This window comes from Pseudomonas sp. S10E 269, from assembly GCF_002798465.1.
Taxonomy (GTDB): Bacteria; Pseudomonadota; Gammaproteobacteria; order Pseudomonadales; family Pseudomonadaceae; genus Aquipseudomonas; species Aquipseudomonas pergaminensis.
Map to the genome: position 1 here is coordinate 1649631 of NZ_PHIJ01000001.1, position 22211 is coordinate 1671841.

Genomic DNA, 22211 nt, shown 5'->3' on the forward strand with positions numbered 1-22211 from the left:
GGGGTGCCAGTCAGTTAGGTGCTGCTTAAGCTGCTACCACGACAACGCGTACGGTGGCTTCAACTTCGGCGTGCAGGTGCACGGCTACGTCGAATTCGCCTACGTTGCGGATGGTGCCGTTCGGCAGACGAACTTCGCTCTTCTGCACTTCAACGCCGGAGGCGGTCAGTGCATCAGCGATGTCGTGGGTGCCGATCGAACCGAACAGCTTGCCTTCGTCACCGGCGGTGGCAGTGATAGTCACTTCCAGCTCAGCCAGTTGGGCAGCGCGAGTTTCGGCCGAAGCTTTTTTGTCTGCTGCTGCTTTTTCCAGCTCAGCACGACGCTCTTCAAACGCAGCCAGGTTGGCAGCGGTTGCAGCGGTGGCTTTGCCGTATGGCAGCAGGTAGTTACGACCGTAGCCGGCCTTAACGTTCACTTTGTCGCCCAGGTTGCCCAGGTTGGCGACTTTTTCCAGAAGGATCAGTTGCATGTGAAAATCCTCTAACTTTTAACCTTCACCGTTCGCGTTATCGGCGTCTTTCGGCGCCAGACGACCGCGAAAATCAATCAGGCCGTCGACAATGGCCAAAACCACGAGTAACGGATAGATCAGCTGCATGAACACCAGCATCGTTACGTACATCCCCACCAGCCAGAACCTGGCCAGGCGCTTCTGCGCGACCAGCCCGTGAATCAGGGCCAGTCCGGAAAACACCAGCGGTACGCTGCAAAACAGCATCAGCAAGGTGGCATGTGAACCGAAGTACGGTCCGACCACCATGAGTGCCAGCAGCAACATCGCCGGGCCCACGGGGATTCTGATACTGCGAAACTCGCGACCAAAACCACCCGGGTTGTACAACAACGCCTGCCAATATCGCCCAAGCATCAGGCTCAGCAAACTGACGATCTGCATCATTACCGCCATCAGGCCGATCAGGGCCGGTGCAATCAGTGTTGCCAGTCGCGCTCGCTCTTCTACCGACAGCTGCTGGTAGAGTTCCCCGAGGGCCATCGGCAGGATCTTGACGATCTCTTGCGACAGCGCCTCGATCTGCGGGCGGAAAGCCGCGTCAATCAACACCGAAAACACCAACCCCAATGCCACGCTGACCAGCAGCGTGCGGACCCAGGACTCACTTGCGCGCAAAACCAACGCAAGGCTCGACGACCCCAGCAGCACCAGAAGCACCTTGGGTTCGCCCAGTTGCAGCCACCAGATCAAGGCGGCCAGCACTCCCAGGGCCAGGACACCAACGGCATCCTGCAAACCGCGCCGCAGGAGCACAAGGCATCCAGCGGCAGCACCCAACCAATACAACAACGGCAATGCTGCACATCCAGCCACTACCAGAGTGGCCTGCACGCGACCGCGCATGATGAACTCAGCTAAGGCGCGCATGCATTCAATCCCTTACTACTTGTCGACTGCCCGGTCTCAGCGGCCGTGGCTGTCGGTGTAGGCCAGCAGGGCCAGGAAGCGGGCGCGCTTGATAGCGGTGGCCAGCTGACGCTGATAACGTGCTTTGGTACCGGTGATACGGCTTGGAACGATTTTGCCGGTCTCGGATACGTAGGCTTTCAGAGTGTTGAGATCTTTGTAATCGATCTCTTTCACGTCTTCAGCGGTGAAGCGGCAGAATTTACGACGACGGAAGAAACGTGCCATTTGATAGGCTCCTTAAAAGGTCCGTGGATTACTCGTCAGCGTTATCGCTGTTGTCGCTGTCATCACTATCAGCGCTATCAGCGCCTTCGTGCTCAGGACGGTCGCGACGCTCACGGCGCTCACTGCGGTTTTCTTCAGCCTTGAGCATCTCGGATTGGCCGGTAACGGCTTCTTCGCGACGGATGACCAGGTTACGGATCACTGCATCGTTGTAGCGGAAGTTGTCTTCCAGCTCGGCCAGGGCCTTGCCAGTGCACTCAACGTTCAGCATCACGTAGTGAGCCTTGTGAACATTGTTGATTGCGTAGGCCAGTTGACGACGGCCCCAATCTTCCAGACGGTGGATTTTGCCGCCGTCTTCTTCGATCAGCTTGGTGTAACGCTCAACCATGCCGCCGACTTGCTCGCTTTGATCCGGGTGGACCAAAAAGATGATTTCGTAATGACGCATGAATGCTCCTTACGGGTTGTAGCCTGCCGCTCAAAAACGGTCAGACAAGGAGTGAATGACACTTATGGATCTTGCCGCAGGGAGGCACATCGGTGCCTGCCAGGAAGGCAAGGGGCGCAATTGTAGAGAAGGGGGAGGAAGCGTGCAAGGTGATTGGTGATTATTTGAACAGCGCAGCCGCCGCATAGACACCAAACAACTGTGGGAGCTGGCTTGCCTGCGATGGCGGCGGTACTGGCAACATCTCTGTTGACTGGTACACCGTCATCGCGGGCAAGCCCGGCTCCCACAGAGTACTGCGTTGTTATCAGCCCTTCTTCACAGCCTTTTTGGCGCCACGCTGGCGCTGGGCTTCGAACAGGCAGACGCCCGTTGCGACCGACACGTTGAGGCTGCTGACGCTACCAGCCATCGGCAGGTGCACGAGGTAATCGCAATGTTCACGGGTCAGGCGGCGCATGCCTTTGCCTTCGGCGCCCATGATCAGGATGGTCGGGCCGGTGAGGTCCTGGTCATAAATGCTGACCTCCGCCTCCCCTGCCGTGCCCACGACCCACAGGCCGCGCTGCTGGAGTTTTTCCAGGGTGCGCGCGAGGTTGGTCACGGCCACCAACGGAATCACTTCCGCCGCGCCACAGGCGACTTTACGCACGACCGGCGTCAGGGTGGCCGACTTGTCCTTGGGCACGATCACCGCCAGCGCACCGGCAGCATCCGCCGAACGCAGGCACGCGCCCAGGTTATGCGGGTCGGTCACGCCGTCCAGCACCAGCAGCAGCGGCGCGCCTTCGGTGCGATCGAGCAGCTCATCGAGCATCGCCTCGCCCCAGACCTGGCTCGGGCTTACGTCGGCGACCACGCCCTGGTGGACGCCCTCGACCCACACGTCCATTTCACGACGCTCGGCCTGGCCGATGGCAACCTTGTTTTGGGTGGCCAGTTCGACCAGCGCTTGCACGCGCGGCTCGCTGCGGCCTTCGGCCAGCCACACTTGCTTGACGCGCTTGGGGTGATGACGCAGCAGTGCTTCTACGGCGTGGACGCCGTAGATTTTTTCCAGACTCATGACTTGGCCTTAGGTTTGCGCGACCCGCCGCTTTTGGCGGGGGCCGAACCCGCTTTGGGCGGGCCTTTACGGTGTTTACTTGGCTTGCTCGACGGCTTTTCCGCCCCGTGGGACTTTCCCCCAGACGCCGCTTTACCACCGCTTTTGGCTTCGTTGAGCAACTGCTGCTTCAACTCGCGGCTCTTGCGCAGCTCGGCGTTTTTCGCCGCGGCGTCGCTTGGGCGGTAAGCCTCAGGGGCCTTGTCCTTGGCCGACGAACGGCGACCGGCCTTGGCCGGTGCAGGCTCGGCGGCAGCTGCTTTCGCAGGCGCACCTTTGCCCTTCGAGGCCGGCGCTGCGCTTTCGCTGCCGCGTTTTTTACGACTGCCCGGCGCTTCAGCGGGTTTATCTGGCATGCCGAAGTCGATCTTGCGCTCGTCGAGGTCGACGCGCATGACCTGCACTTCCACGGTGTCACCCAGACGGAAGCTGCGACCGGTGCGCTCGCCCGCCAGGCGGTGATGCACAGGGTCGAAGTGGTAGTAGTCACCCGGCAAGGCGGTAACGTGCACCAAGCCTTCGACGTAGATGTCGGTCAGTTCCACAAACAGACCAAAGCCGGTCACGGCAGTGATCACACCCGGGAACGACTCGCCTACACGGTCTTTCATGAACTCGCACTTGAGCCAGTTCACCACGTCGCGGGTGGCTTCGTCGGCACGGCGCTCGCTCATGGAGCATTGCTCGCCCAACTGCTCCAGGGCCGCTTCGTCGTACGGATAGATCCGTGCCTTCGGAATGGTCATGGCACCGGCGCGCTTGACGTGCGGAGTATTCTGCTTGGAGTGGATCACGCTGCGGATTGCACGGTGCGTGAGCAGGTCCGGGTAACGGCGGATCGGCGAGGTGAAGTGGGTGTACGCCTCGTAATTCAGACCGAAGTGGCCCTGGTTGTCGGCGCTGTACACAGCCTGGCTCAGGGAACGCAGCATGACGGTCTGGATCACATGGTAATCCGGACGATCCTTGATGCTGGCCAGCAGAGCCTGGTAGTCCTTCGGCGTCGGGCCGTCCTTGCCCTTGTGCAGGGACAAACCGAGCTCGCCGAGGAAGGCGCGCAATTTTTCCAGGCGCTCCGGCGGCGGACCGTCGTGCACACGGTATAGCGCAGGGATCTCGTGCTTCTTCAGGAATTCAGCCGTGGCCACGTTGGCCGCCAGCATGCACTCCTCGATCAGCTTGTGCGCGTCGTTGCGCGTTGTTGGGGTGATCGCGGCGATCTTGCGTTCGGAACCGAAGACAATCCGGGTTTCCTGCGTTTCAAAATCGATCGCGCCACGCACGTGACGGGCACCCAACAACACCTTGTACAGCGCGTAAAGCTGCTTGAGGTGCGGCACGACATGGCCGTACTCGCCGCGCAAGGCTTTGGCTTCGCTGGTTTTCGGCTGTTCCAGGATGGTGCTGACCTTGTTGTAGGTCAGGCGGGCCTGGGAGTGGATCACCGCTTCGTAGAACTGGTAATCGGTCATTTCGCCGGTTTTCGAGATAGTCATCTCGCACACCATGGCCAAACGGTCGACTTTCGGGTTCAGCGAGCACAGGCCGTTGGACAGCTCTTCCGGCAGCATCGGGATCACGCGCTCCGGGAAGTACACCGAGTTGCCACGCACCTGGGCTTCGTTGTCCAGAGCCGAACCGATCTTCACGTAGCTGGAGACGTCGGCAATTGCCACGAACAACTTCCAGCCGCCGGAGAACAGGCGCAGCTTGCCCGGCTTGGCTTCGCAGTAGACGGCATCGTCGAAGTCGCGGGCGTCTTCGCCGTCGATGGTGACGAACGGCAGATGGCGCAGGTCGATGCGCTTCTCCTTGTCCTTCTCCTCGACTTCAGGCTTGAGCTTGCGCGCTTCTTTCACGACGGCTTCAGGCCATACGTGAGGAATGTCGTAGGTGCGTAGCGCAACATCGATTTCCATGCCCGGCGCCATGTAGTTGCCGACCACTTCGATCACATCGCCCTGCGGCTGGAACCGCGGGGTTGGCCAGTGGGTGATTTTCACCTCGACGAACTGACCGACCTTGGCGTTGGCGTTGCGGCCCGGGGTGATCAGCACTTCCTGCTGCACCTTGGGGTTATCCGGAACGACAAAACCGATGCCACCTTCTTCGAAGTAGCGACCCACGATGGTCTCGTGACCACGGGACACCACTTCGACGATCACGCCTTCACGGCGACCACGACGGTCCAGGCCGGAAACACGGGCCAGGGCACGGTCGCCATCGAACACCAGGCGCATTTGCGCCGGGCTCATGAACAGGTCGTCACTGCCGTCGTCCGGGATCAGGAAGCCGAAGCCGTCACGGTGGCCGGCGATGCGGCCGAGGATCAGGTCGAGCTTGTCCACGGGCGCATAGGTGCCGCGGCGGGTGTAGATCAGTTGTGCGTCGCGCTCCATGGCGCGCAGGCGGCGGCGCAGGGCTTCGAGCTGGTCTTCGGTGGTCAGACCGAATTCTTCAACCAACTGCTCGCGGCTAGCAGGCGAACCCCGATCGGCGAGATGCGCCAGGATCAGTTCGCGGCTAGGAATAGGGTTTTCATATTTTTCCGCTTCACGAGCGGCCTCGGGATCGAGGGACTGCCAATCGGCCATTAGAGAGTTTTCACCTTGTCTATATGCGGGTTAGTTTGGCATACGCGTATTGAAACGGGAAATTTCAGACGTCAACAAGCTTTTAAAAGCCCTTTGCAGCCCCCTGCGCGCACCTTGCACGACCATTGGCGAAATTTTCCAGGCTTTTTTCATAGCAGGGCTTTACAGCTTAAAATCGCCTCCGTATAGTGCGCGCCATCGACGACGGCAACGTTGTCGGATAATGCCCAGGTGGTGAAATTGGTAGACACGCCAGCTTCAGGTGCTGGTGATCGCAAGGTCGTGGAAGTTCGAGTCTTCTCCTGGGCACCAAATTCAGATTAAACCCGCGAAAGCGGGTTTTTTCGTTTCAGGTCTTTGATTTTTAACGGAAAACTTGATTTATTTTTTCGAATCAGGGGTTTACAGATCAAAAAGCCCTCCGTATAGTTCGTTCCATCAACAGCGCAAGCGCTGCTGATAATGCCCAGGTGGTGAAATTGGTAGACACGCCAGCTTCAGGTGCTGGTGATCGCAAGGTCGTGGAAGTTCGAGTCTTCTCCTGGGCACCAAATTCAGATCAAACCCGCGAAAGCGGGTTTTTTCGTTTCTGGCGTTTAAAAACTCCGCCAGCAATTTCCCCCCCTGCACCGCACTTGAGAAGTTTTATCGTTTATCCTTGCAATGATTTGTTGCACTCAAGTGAGGAACACCCCGGATGATGATCCGCGATACCCGTCTCAAGACATCCCTTCTGCGTGGCCTGACCATCACTCTGCTCGGCCTGACCCTGCTCTCACCCAGCGCCTATTCCGCCGACAAGGTGTCCCTAACCTTGTACAACGGCCAACACAAAGAAGTCGGCGATGAACTCGCCAAGGCCTTTGAGGCCAAGACCGGCATTCACGTCAACGTGCGCAAAGGCAGCAGCAACCAGCTGGCCAGCCAGGTTGTCGAAGAAGGTGACCGCTCCCCTGCCGACGTGATCTACACCGAAGAATCGCCCCCGCTGAACAAACTCGGCGAGCAAGGCCTGCTGGCCAAGATCGACGCCAGCACCCTCGACGTATTGCCCAAGGATTACGTGGGTGCCAATGGCGACTGGATGGGCGTGACCGCACGCACCCGCGTCGTCGCCTTCAACCCGAAGCTGATTGCTGAAAAAGACCTGCCGAAATCGGTACTGGATTTCGCCGGCCCCGAGTGGCAAGGCAAGGTCGGCTTCGTGCCGACCAGCGGCGCATTCCAGGAACAGGCCGTGGCGATCATCAAGCTGCACGGTCGCGAAGCGGCTGAAGAATGGCTGACCGGCCTGCGCGCCTTCGGCAAGGTGTACAGCAACAACATGGTTGCGCTGAAAGCCGTCGAAAACGGCGAAGTGGCCACCGTATTGGTGAACAACTACTACTGGTTCGCCTTGAAGAAAGAAAAGACCAACCTGGATTCCAAACTGCACTACTTCACCAATGGCGACGCCGGCGGCTTGATCACGGTGTCTTCGGCTGCGGCGCTGAAATCCAGCAAGCATCCCAAGGAAGCCCAGCAATTGCTCGCATTCATGGCCAGTGAAGAAGGCCAGCGCGTGATCACCAACACCTCGGCCGAATACCCGCTGCGCAAGGGTATGGAATCGAACCGCGGCCTGAAGCCTTTCAGCGAGCTGCAACCGCCGAAAGTCACCCCAGCGGACCTGGGCAATGCCGAAGAAGCCCTGGACCTGGAACGTGACGTTGGCTTGAACTGATGAACCCATCGCTACCCGCCCCCGCCTTGCGTGGGGGCTTGCGCCCCAGGCGCAAGCGCCCTTCGATCTGGCTGTTGCTGCCCGTAGTGTTCCTGGTGGGCTTGAGCCTGCTGCCACTGGTCTATGTCGGGCTCAAAGCCTGGCAAGCTGGCTGGGCGGAGGCGGTGCACCTGCTTTGGCGGCCGTATGTGTTCGGGCTGCTGCGCAACACCTTGGCGCTGATGGTCGGGGTGACGGTGGCGTGTGGCGTGATTGGCTTGTCCCTGGCCTGGCTGCTGGAACGCAGTAACCTGCCGGGGCGGCGCATCTGGGGCGTGATCCTGTGCCTCCCGTTTGCGGTGCCGGCGTTTGTCAGCAGCTTCACCTGGGTGTCCCTGAGCGCCAACTTCGAAGGGCTGGGCGGGGCGATCCTGGTGATGAGCCTGTCCAAGTACCCGCTGGTGTTTTTGCCAGTGGCGGCAACATTGCGCAATCTTGATCCCTCCCTGGAAGAATCCGCCCGCACCCTGGGACTGAACCGGTGGGGCGTATTCTTTCGCATCACTTTGCCTCTGCTGTGGCCGTCGCTGCTGGCCGGCGCACTGTTGATCGCGCTGCACATGCTGGTGGAATTCGGCGCACTGTCGATCATCGGGTTGCAGACATTTACCACCGCGATCTACCAGCAATTCGAACTGGAATTCAGCAACGCGAATGCCGCGATGCTGTCGGCGGTGCTGCTGGTGATGTGCCTGACGCTGCTGTGGCTGGAGCTGCGCGTACGCGGCAAGGGCCGGCATGTGCGAATCGGCCAGGGCGCGGCGCGGCATGCCGAGCATGTTCGACTGGGCAAGTGCGCGCCACTGGGCCAGGTGTATTGCCTGGCATTGGCGATCATCGGCAGCGGCATTCCGCTGGGCATGCTCGGGTATTGGCTGGCAGTCGGTTCGTCGGCTGCGTTTCCGGTGGCCGAGATCGGTGAGGCGTTGCTGTCTTCCCTGGCACTTTCGCTGGGCGGCGCCGCACTGTGCCTGGTGCTGGCGGTACCGGTGGGGTTATTGGTGGTGCGCTACAAAGGCCAACTGGCGATTTGGGCTGAACGCTTGCCGTACCTGCTGCATGCGCTGCCCGGCCTGGTGATTGCGCTGACCCTGGTGTACTTCGCGCTGCACTACGTGCCGGCGCTGTACCAGACTTCGGCATTGCTGTTGATTGCTTATGCGCTGTTGTTTCTGCCATTGGCCCAGGCGCCGATTCGCACCGCCTTGAACAAGGCCGCCCCGCAACTGGAAGAAGCCGCGCGCACGCTCGGCGCTTCATCGTTCAGCGCGTTTTGCCGGGTGACGCTGCCGATCATCTTCCCAGCGTTGGGCGCGGCGTTTGCGCTGGTGTTCCTGGATGCGATGAAGGAATTGACGGCGACGCTGCTGCTCAGCCCGACGGGGTTGAATACCTTGGCGACGGCGGTGTGGGCGCACACTTCGAATGTGGAATTTGCGGCGGCGGCGCCCTATGCGGCGTTGTTGATTCTGGTGTCGGGGTTGCCGGTGTACCTGCTGACGACCCGGATGTATCTGAGCCGCTGAGAGCGCTATCGCCGGCAAGCCCGAGTCCCACACTTGGAATGCATTCCAAGGTGGGAGCCGGGCCTGCCCGCGATGACGCCGGAACAGGCGATGCTAGGCCCGGAACTGCCCCAGGCTTGCCTTCAATTGCGCCGCCAACCCATCCAACACCTTGCCACTGGCCGTCGTCTCCACCACCGCCTGCGCAGCACGCTCAGCCTGAGCGTGGATCACTTCAACGCGACCACGCACCGCATGGGCGCCCTGGGCCTGATGCTCAGCCGCGCGCGTGGCCAAGCCAATCGCCGCATGCACCTGCTCCACCGAGGCCTGCACCGTCTGCTGCAAACGCACGCTGTCGCGCAGCACCAGCAAACCTTCGTTAGCCTGGCGCCCAGCCTTGCCGATGGTTTCCACTGCTTCGCGCGCGCCTTGCTGCAACGCCACGATATGCGCCTGGATATCACCGGTGGAGCTTTGGGTCTTGCTCGCCAGCGCCCGCACTTCGTCCGCCACCACGGCAAAGCCGCGCCCGGTCTCGCCGGCACGGGCCGCTTCGATTGCCGCATTGAGTGCCAGCAGGTTGGTTTGCTCGGCGATGCCATGAATGACGGTCAACACCACTTCGATCTGCTCGCTTTGCTGGGCCAGGCGTTCAATCACTTGGGACCCTGCCTGCACCTGGCCTGCCAACGCTTCGATCAAGCTGCCGACTTCGGCTGAAGTGCGCGAGTTCTCATCCGTGGCCTGGCGGATGTCCACCACCTGCTGCAACGCCGCCTGCATCGCATGGCTTTCGGCCTGCGCCTCGTCGGCCATTTGCGAGAGTGCGCGCAGGCTTTCGGCCACTTCATCGCGCTGCAAACCGGCCGCTGCGTCAGCACCGGCATTGCGCAAGGTCATGGCACCAATTTCCACGCCGGTACGCTGGGCCACATCGCCCGCCTCGCGCACGATCGGCTGCAACTTATCCACAAAGCGATTGACCGCCGAGGCCATGTCGCCAATTTCGTCCTTGCTGCTGATCTGCACGCGCTTGGTGAGGTCGCCCTCGCCTGCCGCCAGGTCGTCCATGGCTGCGATCAGCAACTTCAGACGGTTGACCACACGGCGGCCCAGCACGATGGCGATCAACAGCAATACGCCCAAGCCGACCAGCGCGAGCCCCATGCCGATGCGCCAGCGCAACGTGCCAGCAGCGTCCTGGACGGCGCTGGTGGTGTTGGCCGTCATCTGGGTGGCCGTCGCCTGCGCGGATTGCAGGCGGGCGCCCATGGCGGCAGCACTGTCGGCCGCCGCGCCTTTGAGGCTATCGCCGACCAACTGATCACCGCTGGCGATCAGCGCCGCGAAGCGTTTGTCGAGCGCCTGCAGGTCAGCCTCAACCGACGCGGTCGAAACCCCCATGCGCACCTTGCCGATCTCGACCCCATTGGGGCTGATGGACGCTTCGACGTAGTAGACGGAAGGGTCGCTCTTGGCCGCGTCGAGTACTTTATCCAGCGCACGCTCACCCGCGCCTTTTGCCAGCAATGCCTGGTTGATCGGGTTTTCCCGGTTCAGGTAGCGGGTCAGATGCTCGCCCGCGGCGTCGTCATAGACCACGAACAACACGTTGGGATTGCGCTGGGCACGCCGGGCGAACTCCGACAGCGTCGGCACGTCGCTGTCCCACATGGCACGGGGCGCCACCGAGGCCAGCAGTTGCGCCATATCATTGGCGGAGTCCTGCAGGTCTTTTTCCAGGGTCGCACGCAGTTGCTTCTGCTCTTCCTGCAGGCGGGTCGAAAGCCCTGCCGTCAGACGCTGACGCGTACTGGTAGACAGGCTCTCCAGGCTAGACGTGACTTCCTTGCCCGCCTGCGCCAGTTCGCCAGACAGTTTCTGGCTGTCGACACTCAGTCGATTGCCTAAATCGGCTTCCAGCGCCGAGACCGTGCTACGTGTGAGGGCAACCGCCACCAGCACTTGCACCAAAAGAGCGATACCTAGGGTAACGAACACCGGCCGCAACAGACGGCTTTGTAACAATGAGAGAACGGCAGACATCTGAGAATCCCTCCACCACGGGTGCCATTAATTTGATAGCACCGCGAAAGAGAGAAGCAAAGCAAGGGTCGTGCCGCCCAGGCGGCAGAAACGACAAAGGGCTCCCGAAGGAGCCCTTTGCTTTTTACATCAACAGCTTATTAAGCGAACGGGTGACGCAGAACGATGGTTTCGTTGCGGTCCGGACCTGTCGAAATAATGTCAATCGGCGCACCGATCAGCTCTTCAACTCGCTTGATGTAGGCACGAGCATTGGCTGGCAGCTCTTCCAGGGTCTTGGCGCCCACGGTCGATTCGGACCAGCCCGGCACTTCTTCGTACACAGGCTGCAGGCCCACGTAGCTGTCAGCGTCGGTCGGAGCAACGTCCTTGCCTTCTGCATCTTTGTAGCCGATGCAGATGTTGATGGTTTCCAGGCCGTCGAGTACGTCCAGCTTGGTCAGGCAGATGCCCGAGATGCTGTTCACGTCGATAGCGCGACGCAGGATAACGGCGTCGAACCAGCCACAACGACGAGCACGGCCGGTGGTCGCGCCGAATTCGTGACCTTGCTTGGCCAGGTGAGCGCCGACTTCGTCGAACAGCTCAGTCGGGAACGGACCCGAACCTACGCGCGTGGTGTAAGCCTTGGTGATGCCCAGAATGTAGTCCAGGAACATCGGGCCCACGCCCGAACCGGTCGCAACGCCACCAGCAGTCGTGTTGGAGCTGGTCACGTACGGGTAGGTGCCGTGATCGATGTCCAGCAGCGAGCCTTGGGCGCCTTCGAACATGATGTCTTTGCCAGCACGACGCAGGTCGTGCAGCTCAGCGGTCACGTCCAGCATCAGCGGCTTGAGCAGCTCGGCGTATTCCTTGCACTCGGCCAGGGTCTTTTCGAACTCGATGGCGGGCTCTTTGTAGTAACCCACCAGCATGAAGTTGTGGTAATCCACCAGCTCACGCAGCTTGTCTTCGAAGCGCGGCATGCTGAGCAGGTCGCCCACACGCAGGCCACGACGTGCGACCTTGTCTTCGTAGGCCGGGCCGATGCCGCGACCGGTGGTACCGATCTTCAGCTCGCCACGGGCCTTTTCACGGGCCTGGTCCAGCGCAACGTGGAAGGACAGGATCAGCGGGCAGGACGGGCTGATACGCAGGCGCTCGCGCACCGGTACGCCTTTCTCTTCCAGCTTGGTGATCTCGCGCAGCAGGGCATCCGGTGCAACTACCACACCGTTGCCGATCAGGCACTGCACGCCTTCGCGCAGTACACCCGACGGGATCAGGTGCAAGACAGTTTTTTCGCCATCGATGACCAGGGTGTGGCCAGCGTTGTGGCCACCTTGGTAGCGCACTACGGCGGCAGCATGTTCGGTCAGCAGATCAACGATCTTGCCTTTGCCCTCATCACCCCATTGGGTGCCCAGGACTACGACATTCTTACCCATAACACTTGTCCTCATTCGCGCAAACTTGGTGCCGGCGATGGCCGGCAGGAAAACTCAAGAAGCCAGTGGCGATACTTGCCAAAGCCCGTTCTGCAGAATCAATTGCTGGTCGCAGTCCGCTTCACGGGCGGCGGCCAATGGCTGGCCAGGCAAGGCCTGGACAACACGCTGACCCTCACTGCGCAACTGGCAAACCTGCTGCCAGAGTGCTGCGTCCGTACTGTCAGGCATCCAAATGCCACCAGACGGCAGCTCGACCTCAGCACGCCCCAGGGTCACCAGGGTTTTCAAATCGGTGGAAAAGCCGGTGGCCGGACGCGCACGACCGAAGTCGGCGCCGATATCGTCATAACGACCGCCTTGGGCGATGGCCTGGCCAACACCCGGTACAAATACGGCAAACACCACACCGGTGTGGTAGTGGTAGCCACGCAACTCACCCAGGTCAAAGTACAGCGGCAGCTCCGGGAAGCGCGCCGACAACTGCTCGGCAATCGCCAGCACGTCATCCAGTGCAGCCAAGACCGGTGCCGGCGCATTGGCCAGGCGCTCACGGGCAGCGACCAGCACTTCACGGCCGCCACACAGGTTCACCAGTGCGCGCAGCATGTCGGCCAGATCGGCAGGCACGCCAGCGGTCAAGGCGATGACTTCATCGATAGCCTTGCGTTGCAGGGCATCGAACAGCTGTTGTTCGACTTCACCAGACAAACCGGCCGCACGGGCCAGGCCACGGTAGATACCGACATGACCCAGGTCCATGTGGACATCCGGCACGTCGGCCAGTTGCAGCATGGCCAGCATCAAGCTGATCACTTCGACGTCGCTGCTTGGGCTGGCATCGCCGTACAACTCGGCGCCCAACTGGATCGGGCTACGGGACGACGACAACGCGCGCGGCTGTGCATGCAGCACGCTACCTGCGTAGCACAGACGGCTCGGACCTTCACGGCGCAGGGTGTGCGCATCGATGCGCGCCACTTGCGGCGTGATGTCGGCACGGAAACCCATTTGCCGGCCCGATTGCGGGTCGATGACCTTGAAGGTGCGCAGATCCAGGTCCTGGCCCGCGCCGGTCAGCAGCGATTCCAAGTACTCGATATGGGGGGTCACGACAAACTCGTAACCCCAGCTCTGGAACAGATCCAACACCTGGCGACGCGCTACTTCAATGCGCGCAGCTTCTGGTGGCAGTACTTCTTCGATGCCATCTGGCAGCAGCCAGCGGTCTACCGTTGCCATTACGCCATTCCCCTATGATCCGGGCGGCCAGCCCTCGGCCGAGCCTTGAGTGAAGCAGAAAATACCCGCCCCCTGCATAAACCACGCGCAAGAGCGACGTGACGAATGGCCTGCAAACGGCCTCGTCGGGCACTTTCCTCGAAAAACCTGTCACGCCTGCCGAATCAAACATGCAGACGCAAAAAAGCCGGGAATTTCCCGGCTGCCGCATCATACACCCGTTTTCCGAAAGGATCACCCCGCCAGGCGTTTTAGCCGCCCGACGGAGATGACACCTACAGAATCACAGGCTGGTTACTTGGACTTTTCCAGGTAGCGGAAGAAGTCGCTGCTTGGGTCCAGCACCATGACGTCGGTTTTGTTCGCGAAGCTTTCACGGTAGGCACGCAGGCTACGGTAGAACGCGTAGAACTCCTGGTCCTGGCCGTAGGCCTTGGCGTAGATCGCCGCAGCTTGAGCATCGCCATCACCACGGGCCTCTTCAGACTCGCGATAGGCTTCGGCCAGCAGTACACGGCGCTGACGGTCGGCATCCGCACGGATACCTTCAGCCAGCTCGTTACCCTTGGCGCGGTGCTCACGGGCTTCACGCTCACGCTCGGTGCTCATGCGCTCGAACACGCTGCGGTTCACTTCCTTCGGCAGGTCGATGGCCTTGACCCGGACATCGACAACCTCGATACCCAGCTCTTTTTCCGCCATCGAATTCAACGAACGCGTGATGTCAGCCATCAGCGCGTCACGCTCACCGGAAACCACCTCGTGCAGGGTGCGCTTACCAAATTGGTCACGCAGGCCCGATTCCAGACGACGCGACAAGCGCTCGTCAGCAATCTGCTTGAGGCCGGAGGTCGCGGTGTAGAAGCGCTCGGCATCCTTGACGCGCCACTTGGCGTAGGCGTCAACCATCACGGCTTTCTTTTCCAGGGTCAGGAAGCGCTGTGTCGGAGCATCCAGGGTCATCAGGCGGGCGTCGAACTTGCGCACCTGGTTGACGTAGGGGACCTTCACATGCAGGCCCGGCTGGACATCTGCCTGGACCACGCGACCGAATTGCAGCAGCACCGCACGCTCGGTCTGAGCCACGATGTAGAAGCAGTTCCAGGCAGCGATGACCACGACGACGCCCACAATCAGGGCGGTCAGCGATTTATTGCTCATCAACGACTCTCCCTGGTACGTGTTTGCTGTTGCAGCAAGTCAGCGGCCGCACGGGCGCTCGCTTCGTTGGCAGCGGCATTGGAACCGGTGGACGGTGCGCTGGTGCTGCTACGACCACCTTCGATCATCTTGTCCAGCGGCAGGTACAGCAGGTTGTTCTGCCCACCTTTGCTGCCGGTCACGAGAACCTTGCTGGTGTTGCTGAAGACTTCCTGCATGGTATCCAGGTACAGACGTTCACGCGTGACTTCCGGCGCCTTGCGGTACTCGGCGACCAGCTTGGTGAAACGGTCCGCCTCACCCTTGGCGCGGGAGACCACTTCGTCGCGGTAGCCGTTGGCATCCTCGAGGATGCGCTGGGCCTGACCACGGGCTTCCGGCACGACACCGTTGGCGTAGGTTTCAGCCTGGTTGCGCGAACGCTGCTCGTCTTCACGGGCACGGATCACGTCATCGAAGGCTTCCTGCACTTCGCGCGGTGCCGCTGCGCTCTGTACGTTCACCTGGGTGACGGTGATACCGGTGCGATAGGTATCGAGGAACCGTTGCAGGCGCTCCTTGATCTCGCTGGCCATCAACTCACGACCTTCGGTCAGCACCTGGTCCATCGCGGTAGAACCAACGACGTGGCGCAGGGCGCTTTCGGTAGCGTGTTGCAGGCTGATTTCCGGCTGGTCGACGTTCAGCACGAAGTCCTGCAGGTTGCTGATCTTGTACTGCACGGTCAGCGGCACTTCGACGATGTTCTCGTCTTCGGTCAGCATCTGGCCCTGCTTGGTGTAGGCACGCTCACGCGTGACGTTCTCCATGTACTTCTTGTCGATCGGCGGGAAATAGATGTTCAAGCCCGGGCCGACGGTCTCGTAGTACTTGCCGAAGCGCAGCACCACGGCCTGCTCCTGCTCGTCCACCACGTAAACGGCGCTGTACAGCCAGACGGCCGCCAGCACGACAAGACCCAGGCCCAGCAGGCCATAGCCACCGCCCTTGCTTGTGCGACCGCCGTCGTCACCACCACGTTTTTTTCCACCACCGAACAACCCATTCAGGCTTTCCTGCAGCTTTCGGAAGGCCTCGTCGAGATCTGGTGGCCCCTTGCGGTCGCCATTATTGCGGCGTTTACCACCCCAAGGATCCTGATTATTCGAGTTGCCACCCGGCTCATTCCAAGCCATAGCGCTCTCCATCTGATAAAGCAAAGACGCACCCACGGCGCGCCGACCAATGCTACAGAATGCCTGCCACTGCGGCACAACCGCTTTAGGAGGCTTTTATTGCAAAGTGTGTTGTTCGATGAACTCCGTCGGTACCACGCCTTCACGACTGACCAGCCGATTCAGCTCCGAGCGCGGCAATCGAACGGCCAGCAAGCTGACACCTTCTTCGTCGTGTTCTTCTTTCTGTACCGCGCCCAACTCAAAAAACTGTGCACGCAGTCGAGCAAAACGCTGGGGCAAGCGCAAGGTGCCGACGAACAAATCGCCGCCGAGCAGCTCGGCAATGGCCTGTTCAAGCAACTCAAGACCACTGCCATCACGCGCCGACAACCAGACCCGCTGGGGCTTGCCGTTCTCATCGCGCTGGATTTGTGGCTCAACGCCTTCAAGCAAATCGAGTTTGTTATAGACCTCGAGGATCGGCAAGTCCTGGGCACCAATCTCGCCCAGCACCAGCATTACCTGTTCAATCTGCAACATGCGATCCGGTTCGGCCGCATCGATCACGTGCAACAGCAGGTCGGAATTGCTCGACTCTTCGAGCGTAGACCGAAATGCCTCGACCAGCTTGTGCGGCAAGTGACGAATGAAGCCCACGGTATCGGCCAGGACAATCGGCCCCAGGTCGTCCAGGTCCAGACGGCGCAGGGTCGGGTCGAGGGTGGCGAACAGTTGGTCGGCCGCGTACACGTCCGACTTCGTCACGTTGTTGAAGAGCGTGGATTTGCCGGCGTTGGTATAGCCCACCAGGGACACGGTAGGGATATCCGCGCGAGTACGACCGCGCCGCGATTGCTCGCGCTGGCTGCGGACTTTCTCGAGACGGCCCTTGATCTGGCGCAGGCGCACCCGCAGCAGGCGTCGGTCGGTTTCGAGCTGGGTTTCACCCGGGCCGCGCATGCCGATACCGCCACCCTGGCGCTCAAGGTGAGTCCAGCCGCGGACCAGCCGGGTGCTCATGTGGTCAAGCTGGGCCAGTTCAACCTGGAGCTTGCCTTCATGGGTACGGGCGCGCTGGGCAAAAATATCGAGAATCAGACCGGTACGGTCGATCACGCGACACTCGAAGACTCGTTCGAGGTTACGTTCCTGACTGGGCGTGAGGACGTGATTGAAGATCACCAGATCGGCTTCTTCGGCGTGGACCAGGTCGCGCAGTTCCTCGACCTTGCCGCTGCCTATCAGGAATTTGGCGGTTGGCCGATGACGCGGTACGTTAAAAAACGCAACGGTCTCGGCGCCGGCCGAATTTGCCAACTCCTGAAACTCCTGCGGATCTTCGCGCGCCTCAGGGTCCTGTCCATCCAAGTGAACGAGGATTACTCGCTCACCACCACCGTGGCGCTCAAAGAACAAAGGAGACTCCTATCAGGCGTTACCTGGCTCAGCGTCAACTGCATCATCACCTGCTGCGCTAGGCAGACGGATTGGACGAACAGGGACGACTGTCGAGATAGCGTGCTTGTAGACCATCTGGCTGACGGTGTTTTTCAGCAGGATCACGAACTGGTCGAACGACTCGATCGTGCCTTGCAGCTTGATACCGTTGACCAGGTAGATGGAAACCCCCACTTTCTCTTTACGTAAAGTATTCAAGTAAGGGTCTTGTAGCGAATGCCCTTTTGACATGTGCCGCACTCCTTTAAGGATCAATAATAAAAAATCGGAAAATAGATAGCTTATGGCCGTCACACCCCCAAGGATAGACGGCAATTGCAAGGACTCAGCTCAATATGGAGACCGTTCCCAAGTATTTCAAGGCGCGTGACAGATTGTCGCTGTCCAGGCTGTCCAGCCAGTGCAAATCGCTCCAGCTGCGCAACCAGGTGAACTGGCGTTTCGCCAATTGGCGCGTGGCAATGATGCCGCGCTCCTGCATTTCGGCTGACGTCAGCTTGCCATCCAGATGATCCCAGACTTGTCGGTAGCCTACGGCACGTATCGAAGGTAACCCTGGATGCAGGTCACCTCTGGAACGCAGAGCTACGACCTCGTCCACAAACCCCTGTTCCAACATAATTGTGAATCTTTGTGCAATTCGTTCATGCAGCACCTGGCGATTTGCCGGAGCGATGGCCAGATTCGCCACAGTATAGGGCAATTGTGACTGTCCAGATGCGCCTGCGTCAGCACTTTGCGCACTTTGTTTCAGCCGATGTTCAGTCATGGTCTGCCCGCTCACACGCCAGACTTCCAACGCACGCGAAAGGCGCTGGGGATCATTGGGGTGAATACGCGCGGCGGATACTGGGTCGATGGCTGCCAACTGGTCGTGCAGGGCTTGCCAGCCAAGGCGTGCAGCCTCTTCCTCAAGCTCGGCGCGCACCTGGGCGTCGGCTGGCGGCATATCCGCCAGGCCTTCCTGCAAAGCCTTGTAATAGAGCATTGTGCCGCCCACCAGCAGCGGAATATTGCCCCGCGCGGTGATGTCGGCCATGGCGGCCAGGGCGTCGTTGCGAAAGTCCGCCGCCGAGTAGCTCTGCGCCGGGTCGATGATGTCGATCAGGCGGTGCGGATACTGGGCCAGCAATGCCTTGGAGGGCTTGGCGGTGCCGATGTCCATGTCCCGGTAAACCAGGGCAGAGTCGACACTGATCAGCTCGCACGGCAGCACCTTGGTCAGCTCGATGGCCAGGTCGGTCTTGCCGGCGGCCGTGGGGCCCATCAGGAAGATCGCGGGGGGCAAGGCACTCATCAACGGCCGCGCAGGAAGAGTTTGTCCAGATCGTCCAGGCCCATTTGGGTCCAGGTCGGTCGGCCATGGTTGCATTGCCCGCTGCGCTCGGTGTTTTCCATGTCGCGCAGCAAGCCGTTCATTTCCGGCAAGGCCAGGCGTCGATTGGCGCGAATGGCGCCGTGGCAGGCCATGGTGCCGAGCAGTTCGTTGATGTGCGCCTGGATACGGTCACTGGTGCCGTATTCCATCAGGTCCGCCAGCACGTCAGCGACCAGGCGGTTGGCCTCGGCCTGTTTGAGCAGGGCGGGAATCTGGCGGATGGCCAGGGTTTCCGGGCCCAGGCGCTGCAATTCAAAGCCCAGCTTCTGGAACACACTGTGGTGCTCTTCAGCACAATCGGCCTCGCGCTGGCTGACCGCCAAGGACTCCGGCACCAGCAGTGGCTGGCCGCTGAGGCCTTCACTGGCCATGGCAATCTTGAGGCGCTCGTACATGATCCGCTCGTGGGCGGCGTGCATATCCACGAGCACCAGGCCGTGGGCGTTTTCCGCCAGGATGTAGATACCCTTGAGCTGGGCCAGCGCGTAACCCAACGGCGGAATATCTCCACCGCCCTCCGGCAAGGCGACAGGCGCCCCCGGCTCGGCCCCCGGCAGCGGCGCAAAAAACTCGCGATAGGCCGCCTGGGCCTCGGCCACTGGCACCGTCGACTGTGGGCGCGGGGTGTATTGGTACTGATAACCCGAGCCAGAACCAGAACCTGGCGCGGTATACGACGGTTGCGGCTGCGGCGATTGCAGCAGGTTGGCCGCCAGGCTCATTTCGCCCTGGGGGCCGAATTCGCCGGCTTCCGGGCCGCTGGGCCGAACCACCGCCGTGACAATTGGCGCTGACAACTGATCATCCGGGCGCACATCGCCCAGGGTGCGGTGCAAGGTGCCATAGAGGAAGTCATGCACCATGCGCCCGTCGCGGAAGCGCACTTCGTGTTTGGTCGGGTGCACGTTGACGTCCACCACCGACGGGTCGACCTCGAAAAACAGCACAAACGTCGGGTGGCGCCCGTTGAACAGCACGTCGCGATACGCCTGGCGCACCGCGTGGGCCACCAGTTTGTCGCGCACCGCACGGCCATTCACAAAGAAGTACTGCAAGTCCGCCTGGCTGCGGGAGAATGTCGGCAACCCGACCCAGCCCCACAGCCGCAAGCCGTTGCGTTCGATTTCAATGGGCAGCGCTTGCTCTAAAAAGCCCGCGCCGCAAATCGCCGACACACGGCGCACTCGCGCGGCGTCATCATTGGCCTCATGCAGGCTGAGGATGGTCTTGCCGTTGTGGCGCAGGTGGAAGGCCACGTCGAAGCGAGCCAGGGCCAGGCGCTTGATGACTTCTTGCAGGTGATCGAATTCGGTCTTTTCGGCCTTGAGGAATTTGCGCCGCGCCGGGGTGTTGAAGAACAGGTCGCGCACTTCCACCGACGTCCCGACTGGGTGCGCCGCCGGCTGGACCCGAGGCGCCATGTCGCGGCCTTCGGTTTCCACTTGCCAGGCCTGTTCGGCACTGCGGGTGCGGGACGTGAGAGTCAGGCGGGCTACGGAGCTGATGGAGGCCAGGGCCTCACCGCGAAACCCCAGGCTCATCACCCGTTCAAGGTCTTCCAGGTCGCGAATCTTGCTGGTGGCGTGACGCGCCAGAGCCAGCGGCAGGTCATCGGCGGAAATGCCGCTGCCATCGTCGCGCACGCGCAACAGCTTGACGCCGCCCTGCTCCACATCGACGTCGATGCGCTTGGCGCCGGAGTCGATGCTGTTTTCCAGCAGTTCCTTGATCACCGATGCGGGGCGCTCGACCACCTCGCCTGCCGCAATCTGGTTGGCGAGGCGCGGGCTCAGCAGTTCAATGCGCGATCCGCTGTTCAGGAGTGATTCACTCATTACTGCGCCGCCAATTCAGTGCCAGGGATAGTCAGCACCTGGCCAACCTTCAGTTCATCCGTCTTCAGGTTATTCGCGCTGCGCAAGGTAGCGGCGGACACCTGGAAACGTACCGCCAGCATGGCCAGGGTATCGCCTGGCTGCACGCGATGGTCACGCGGGCCCTGGGCGATTTTCCCCGAATCACGCAGCCAGGCGATGTAAGTGCCCGGCGGCGGGTTCTGCTGGAAGAACTGGCGGATACCGGCGCTGATCGAACGCGCCAGCGCCTGCTGGTGACTGGCACTGGCCAGCTTCGAGGCTTCGTTGGAATTGGAGATAAACCCGGTTTCCACCAGGATCGATGGGATATCCGGCGATTTCAGCACCATGAACCCGGCCTGCTCCACACGCTGCTTGTGCAGCGAGGTGACCCGGCCGATGTTGCTCAGCACCTTCTGGCCCACGTTCAAGCTGGACGTCAGCGAAGCGGTCATCGACAGGTCGAGCAGCACGCCGGCGAGCATTTTGTCCTTGTCATCGAGGGACACGTTGCCGGCCCCGCCGATCAAGTCGGAGCGGTTTTCACTGTCAGCCAGCCAACGCGCGGTCTCGGAGGTAGCACCGCGATCCGACAGGGCAAACACCGAGGCACCAAAGGCTGCGGTCGACGGTGCGGCGTCGGCGTGGATCGACACAAACAGATCGGCGCCTTTCTTGCGGGCGATTTCGGTACGGCCGCGCAAGGGGATGAAGTAGTCGCCGGTACGGGTCAGCTCGGCGCGATAGCCTTTCATGCCATTGACCTGGCGCTGCAGTTCGCGAGCGATGGCCAGCACCACGTCTTTTTCATGCTGGCCGCGTGAGCCGGAAGCGCCCGGGTCTTCACCGCCGTGGCCGGCGTCGATCACTACGATGATGTCACGCTTGCCGGCCGGGGCCGGTGGCGGCGGTGGCAGCTTGACCTGCGGTTGCGACGGGTTGACCGGCACCGCCGGCACCGTGGCCACGCTCGGGGTTGGCGCGGGCGGCGGCGCGGCATCGGCGGCGTTGTCGAACAGGTCGACCACCAGCCGGTTGCCGTACTGGGCGTTAGGCGCCAGGGAGAAGCTTTTCGGGGTCACGACTTTTTTCAGGTCGATCACCACGCGCAAGTCGGTGGGCGTGCGCTGGGCCGAGCGCATCGCGGTAATCGGGGTATTGGCGGTGGAGACTTTCAACGGCGCGGCCAGGGTCGCGCCGTTGATGTCGATCACCAGGCGATCAGGCGACGTGAGGGTAAAGACGCTGTGCTGGACCGGGCCAGACAGGTCGAACACCAGTCGCGTGTTATCCGGCGCTCGCCACAGGCGAACACTCTTCACCTGAGAAGCAGCCAGAGCATTGACAGTCATTGCCGCAAGCAACACCCCCACGACAGCAACCAACGCGCGAAAGCGCATACCTAACCCCAC

General features: G+C 61.2%; 18 protein-coding genes and 2 tRNA genes. 4 read left to right on the top strand and 16 right to left on the bottom strand.

Annotation, left to right across the window (positions count from 1 at the left end; genetic code table 11):
- Window positions 1-25 precede the first annotated feature (25 nt).
- The 6 genes from rplI to rnr all read right to left on the bottom strand — a co-directional run bounded on the left by rplI (window position 26) and on the right by rnr (window position 5801).
- A complete protein-coding gene (rplI, locus tag CWC48_RS07740) occupies window positions 26-472 on the bottom strand; it encodes a 50S ribosomal protein L9 (protein WP_003171376.1) in 447 nt (148 codons plus the stop codon).
- A gap of 18 nt (window positions 473-490) precedes the next feature.
- Window positions 491-1384 carry a hypothetical protein gene (locus CWC48_RS07745; RefSeq protein ID WP_078046610.1) on the bottom strand — a complete coding sequence of 298 codons (894 nt, stop codon included), beginning with the start codon at window positions 1382-1384 and terminating at the stop codon, window positions 491-493.
- 36 nt (window positions 1385-1420) lie between these two features.
- Window positions 1421-1651, bottom strand: a complete 231-nt coding sequence (gene rpsR, locus CWC48_RS07750; protein WP_002551829.1) for a 30S ribosomal protein S18 — start codon at window positions 1649-1651, stop codon at window positions 1421-1423.
- Between the two features lie 28 nt (window positions 1652-1679).
- Window positions 1680-2102 carry a 30S ribosomal protein S6 gene (gene rpsF / locus CWC48_RS07755; RefSeq protein ID WP_003236224.1) on the bottom strand — a complete coding sequence of 141 codons (423 nt, stop codon included), beginning with the start codon at window positions 2100-2102 and terminating at the stop codon, window positions 1680-1682.
- Window positions 2103-2409: 307 nt separating this feature from the next.
- On the bottom strand, window positions 2410-3168 hold the full coding sequence (gene rlmB, locus CWC48_RS07760) for a 23S rRNA (guanosine(2251)-2'-O)-methyltransferase RlmB (RefSeq protein WP_078046609.1): 759 nt from the start codon (window positions 3166-3168) through the stop codon (window positions 2410-2412).
- Entirely contained in the window at window positions 3165-5801 is a 2637-nt protein-coding gene (gene rnr, locus CWC48_RS07765; RefSeq protein ID WP_078046608.1) for a ribonuclease R, read from the bottom strand. Before rnr ends, rlmB begins: the two co-directional genes overlap by 4 nt.
- Before the next feature lie 225 nt (window positions 5802-6026).
- On the opposite strand from rnr, the gene CWC48_RS07770 reads away from it, so the two are divergent.
- From CWC48_RS07770 to CWC48_RS07785, 4 genes are all read left to right on the top strand, one after another.
- Window positions 6027-6113, top strand: a tRNA-Leu gene (locus tag CWC48_RS07770).
- A 152-nt stretch (window positions 6114-6265) separates the two neighbouring features.
- Window positions 6266-6352 (top strand) — tRNA-Leu (locus CWC48_RS07775).
- A 146-nt stretch (window positions 6353-6498) separates the two neighbouring features.
- A complete protein-coding gene (locus CWC48_RS07780; RefSeq protein WP_100491620.1) occupies window positions 6499-7524 on the top strand; it encodes an iron ABC transporter substrate-binding protein in 1026 nt (341 codons plus the stop codon).
- On the top strand, window positions 7524-9089 hold the full coding sequence (locus CWC48_RS07785; RefSeq protein ID WP_100491621.1) for an iron ABC transporter permease: 1566 nt from the start codon (window positions 7524-7526) through the stop codon (window positions 9087-9089). The genes CWC48_RS07780 and CWC48_RS07785 overlap by 1 nt, the downstream gene beginning before the upstream one ends.
- A gap of 93 nt (window positions 9090-9182) precedes the next feature.
- Here CWC48_RS07785 and CWC48_RS07790 read toward each other — a convergent pair whose 3' ends face one another.
- The 10 genes from CWC48_RS07790 to CWC48_RS07835 all read right to left on the bottom strand — a co-directional run bounded on the left by CWC48_RS07790 (window position 9183) and on the right by CWC48_RS07835 (window position 22199).
- Entirely contained in the window at window positions 9183-11117 is a 1935-nt protein-coding gene (locus tag CWC48_RS07790; RefSeq protein WP_078046605.1) for a methyl-accepting chemotaxis protein, read from the bottom strand.
- Between the two features lie 140 nt (window positions 11118-11257).
- Window positions 11258-12547, bottom strand: a complete 1290-nt coding sequence (locus CWC48_RS07795; protein ID WP_100491622.1) for an adenylosuccinate synthase — start codon at window positions 12545-12547, stop codon at window positions 11258-11260.
- A 54-nt stretch (window positions 12548-12601) separates the two neighbouring features.
- On the bottom strand, window positions 12602-13789 hold the full coding sequence (locus tag CWC48_RS07800) for an ATP phosphoribosyltransferase regulatory subunit (RefSeq protein WP_034105702.1): 1188 nt from the start codon (window positions 13787-13789) through the stop codon (window positions 12602-12604).
- A 294-nt stretch (window positions 13790-14083) separates the two neighbouring features.
- Complete coding sequence (gene hflC, locus CWC48_RS07805; protein WP_078046603.1) at window positions 14084-14950, bottom strand: protease modulator HflC; 867 nt, start codon at window positions 14948-14950, stop codon at window positions 14084-14086.
- On the bottom strand, window positions 14950-16125 hold the full coding sequence (hflK, locus tag CWC48_RS07810) for an FtsH protease activity modulator HflK (protein ID WP_028615515.1): 1176 nt from the start codon (window positions 16123-16125) through the stop codon (window positions 14950-14952). The genes hflC and hflK overlap by 1 nt, the downstream gene beginning before the upstream one ends.
- A gap of 96 nt (window positions 16126-16221) precedes the next feature.
- Window positions 16222-17523, bottom strand: coding sequence for a ribosome rescue GTPase HflX (hflX, locus tag CWC48_RS07815; protein WP_016976905.1), 1302 nt, complete (start codon window positions 17521-17523; stop codon window positions 16222-16224).
- A 12-nt stretch (window positions 17524-17535) separates the two neighbouring features.
- Window positions 17536-17796 (bottom strand): RNA chaperone Hfq, encoded by a 261-nt coding sequence (gene hfq / locus CWC48_RS07820; RefSeq protein ID WP_028615514.1) that lies wholly within the window; start codon window positions 17794-17796, stop codon window positions 17536-17538.
- A 94-nt stretch (window positions 17797-17890) separates the two neighbouring features.
- The gene (gene miaA, locus CWC48_RS07825; protein ID WP_099493506.1) at window positions 17891-18862 is read right to left on the bottom strand and encodes a tRNA (adenosine(37)-N6)-dimethylallyltransferase MiaA; all 972 of its coding nucleotides are present in this window, start codon (window positions 18860-18862) and stop codon (window positions 17891-17893) included.
- Window positions 18862-20778, bottom strand: coding sequence for a DNA mismatch repair endonuclease MutL (gene mutL, locus CWC48_RS07830; RefSeq protein WP_100491623.1), 1917 nt, complete (start codon window positions 20776-20778; stop codon window positions 18862-18864). Before mutL ends, miaA begins: the two co-directional genes overlap by 1 nt.
- Complete coding sequence (locus CWC48_RS07835; RefSeq protein ID WP_078046600.1) at window positions 20778-22199, bottom strand: N-acetylmuramoyl-L-alanine amidase; 1422 nt, start codon at window positions 22197-22199, stop codon at window positions 20778-20780. The genes mutL and CWC48_RS07835 overlap by 1 nt, the downstream gene beginning before the upstream one ends.
- Window positions 22200-22211: the final 12 nt, after the last annotated feature.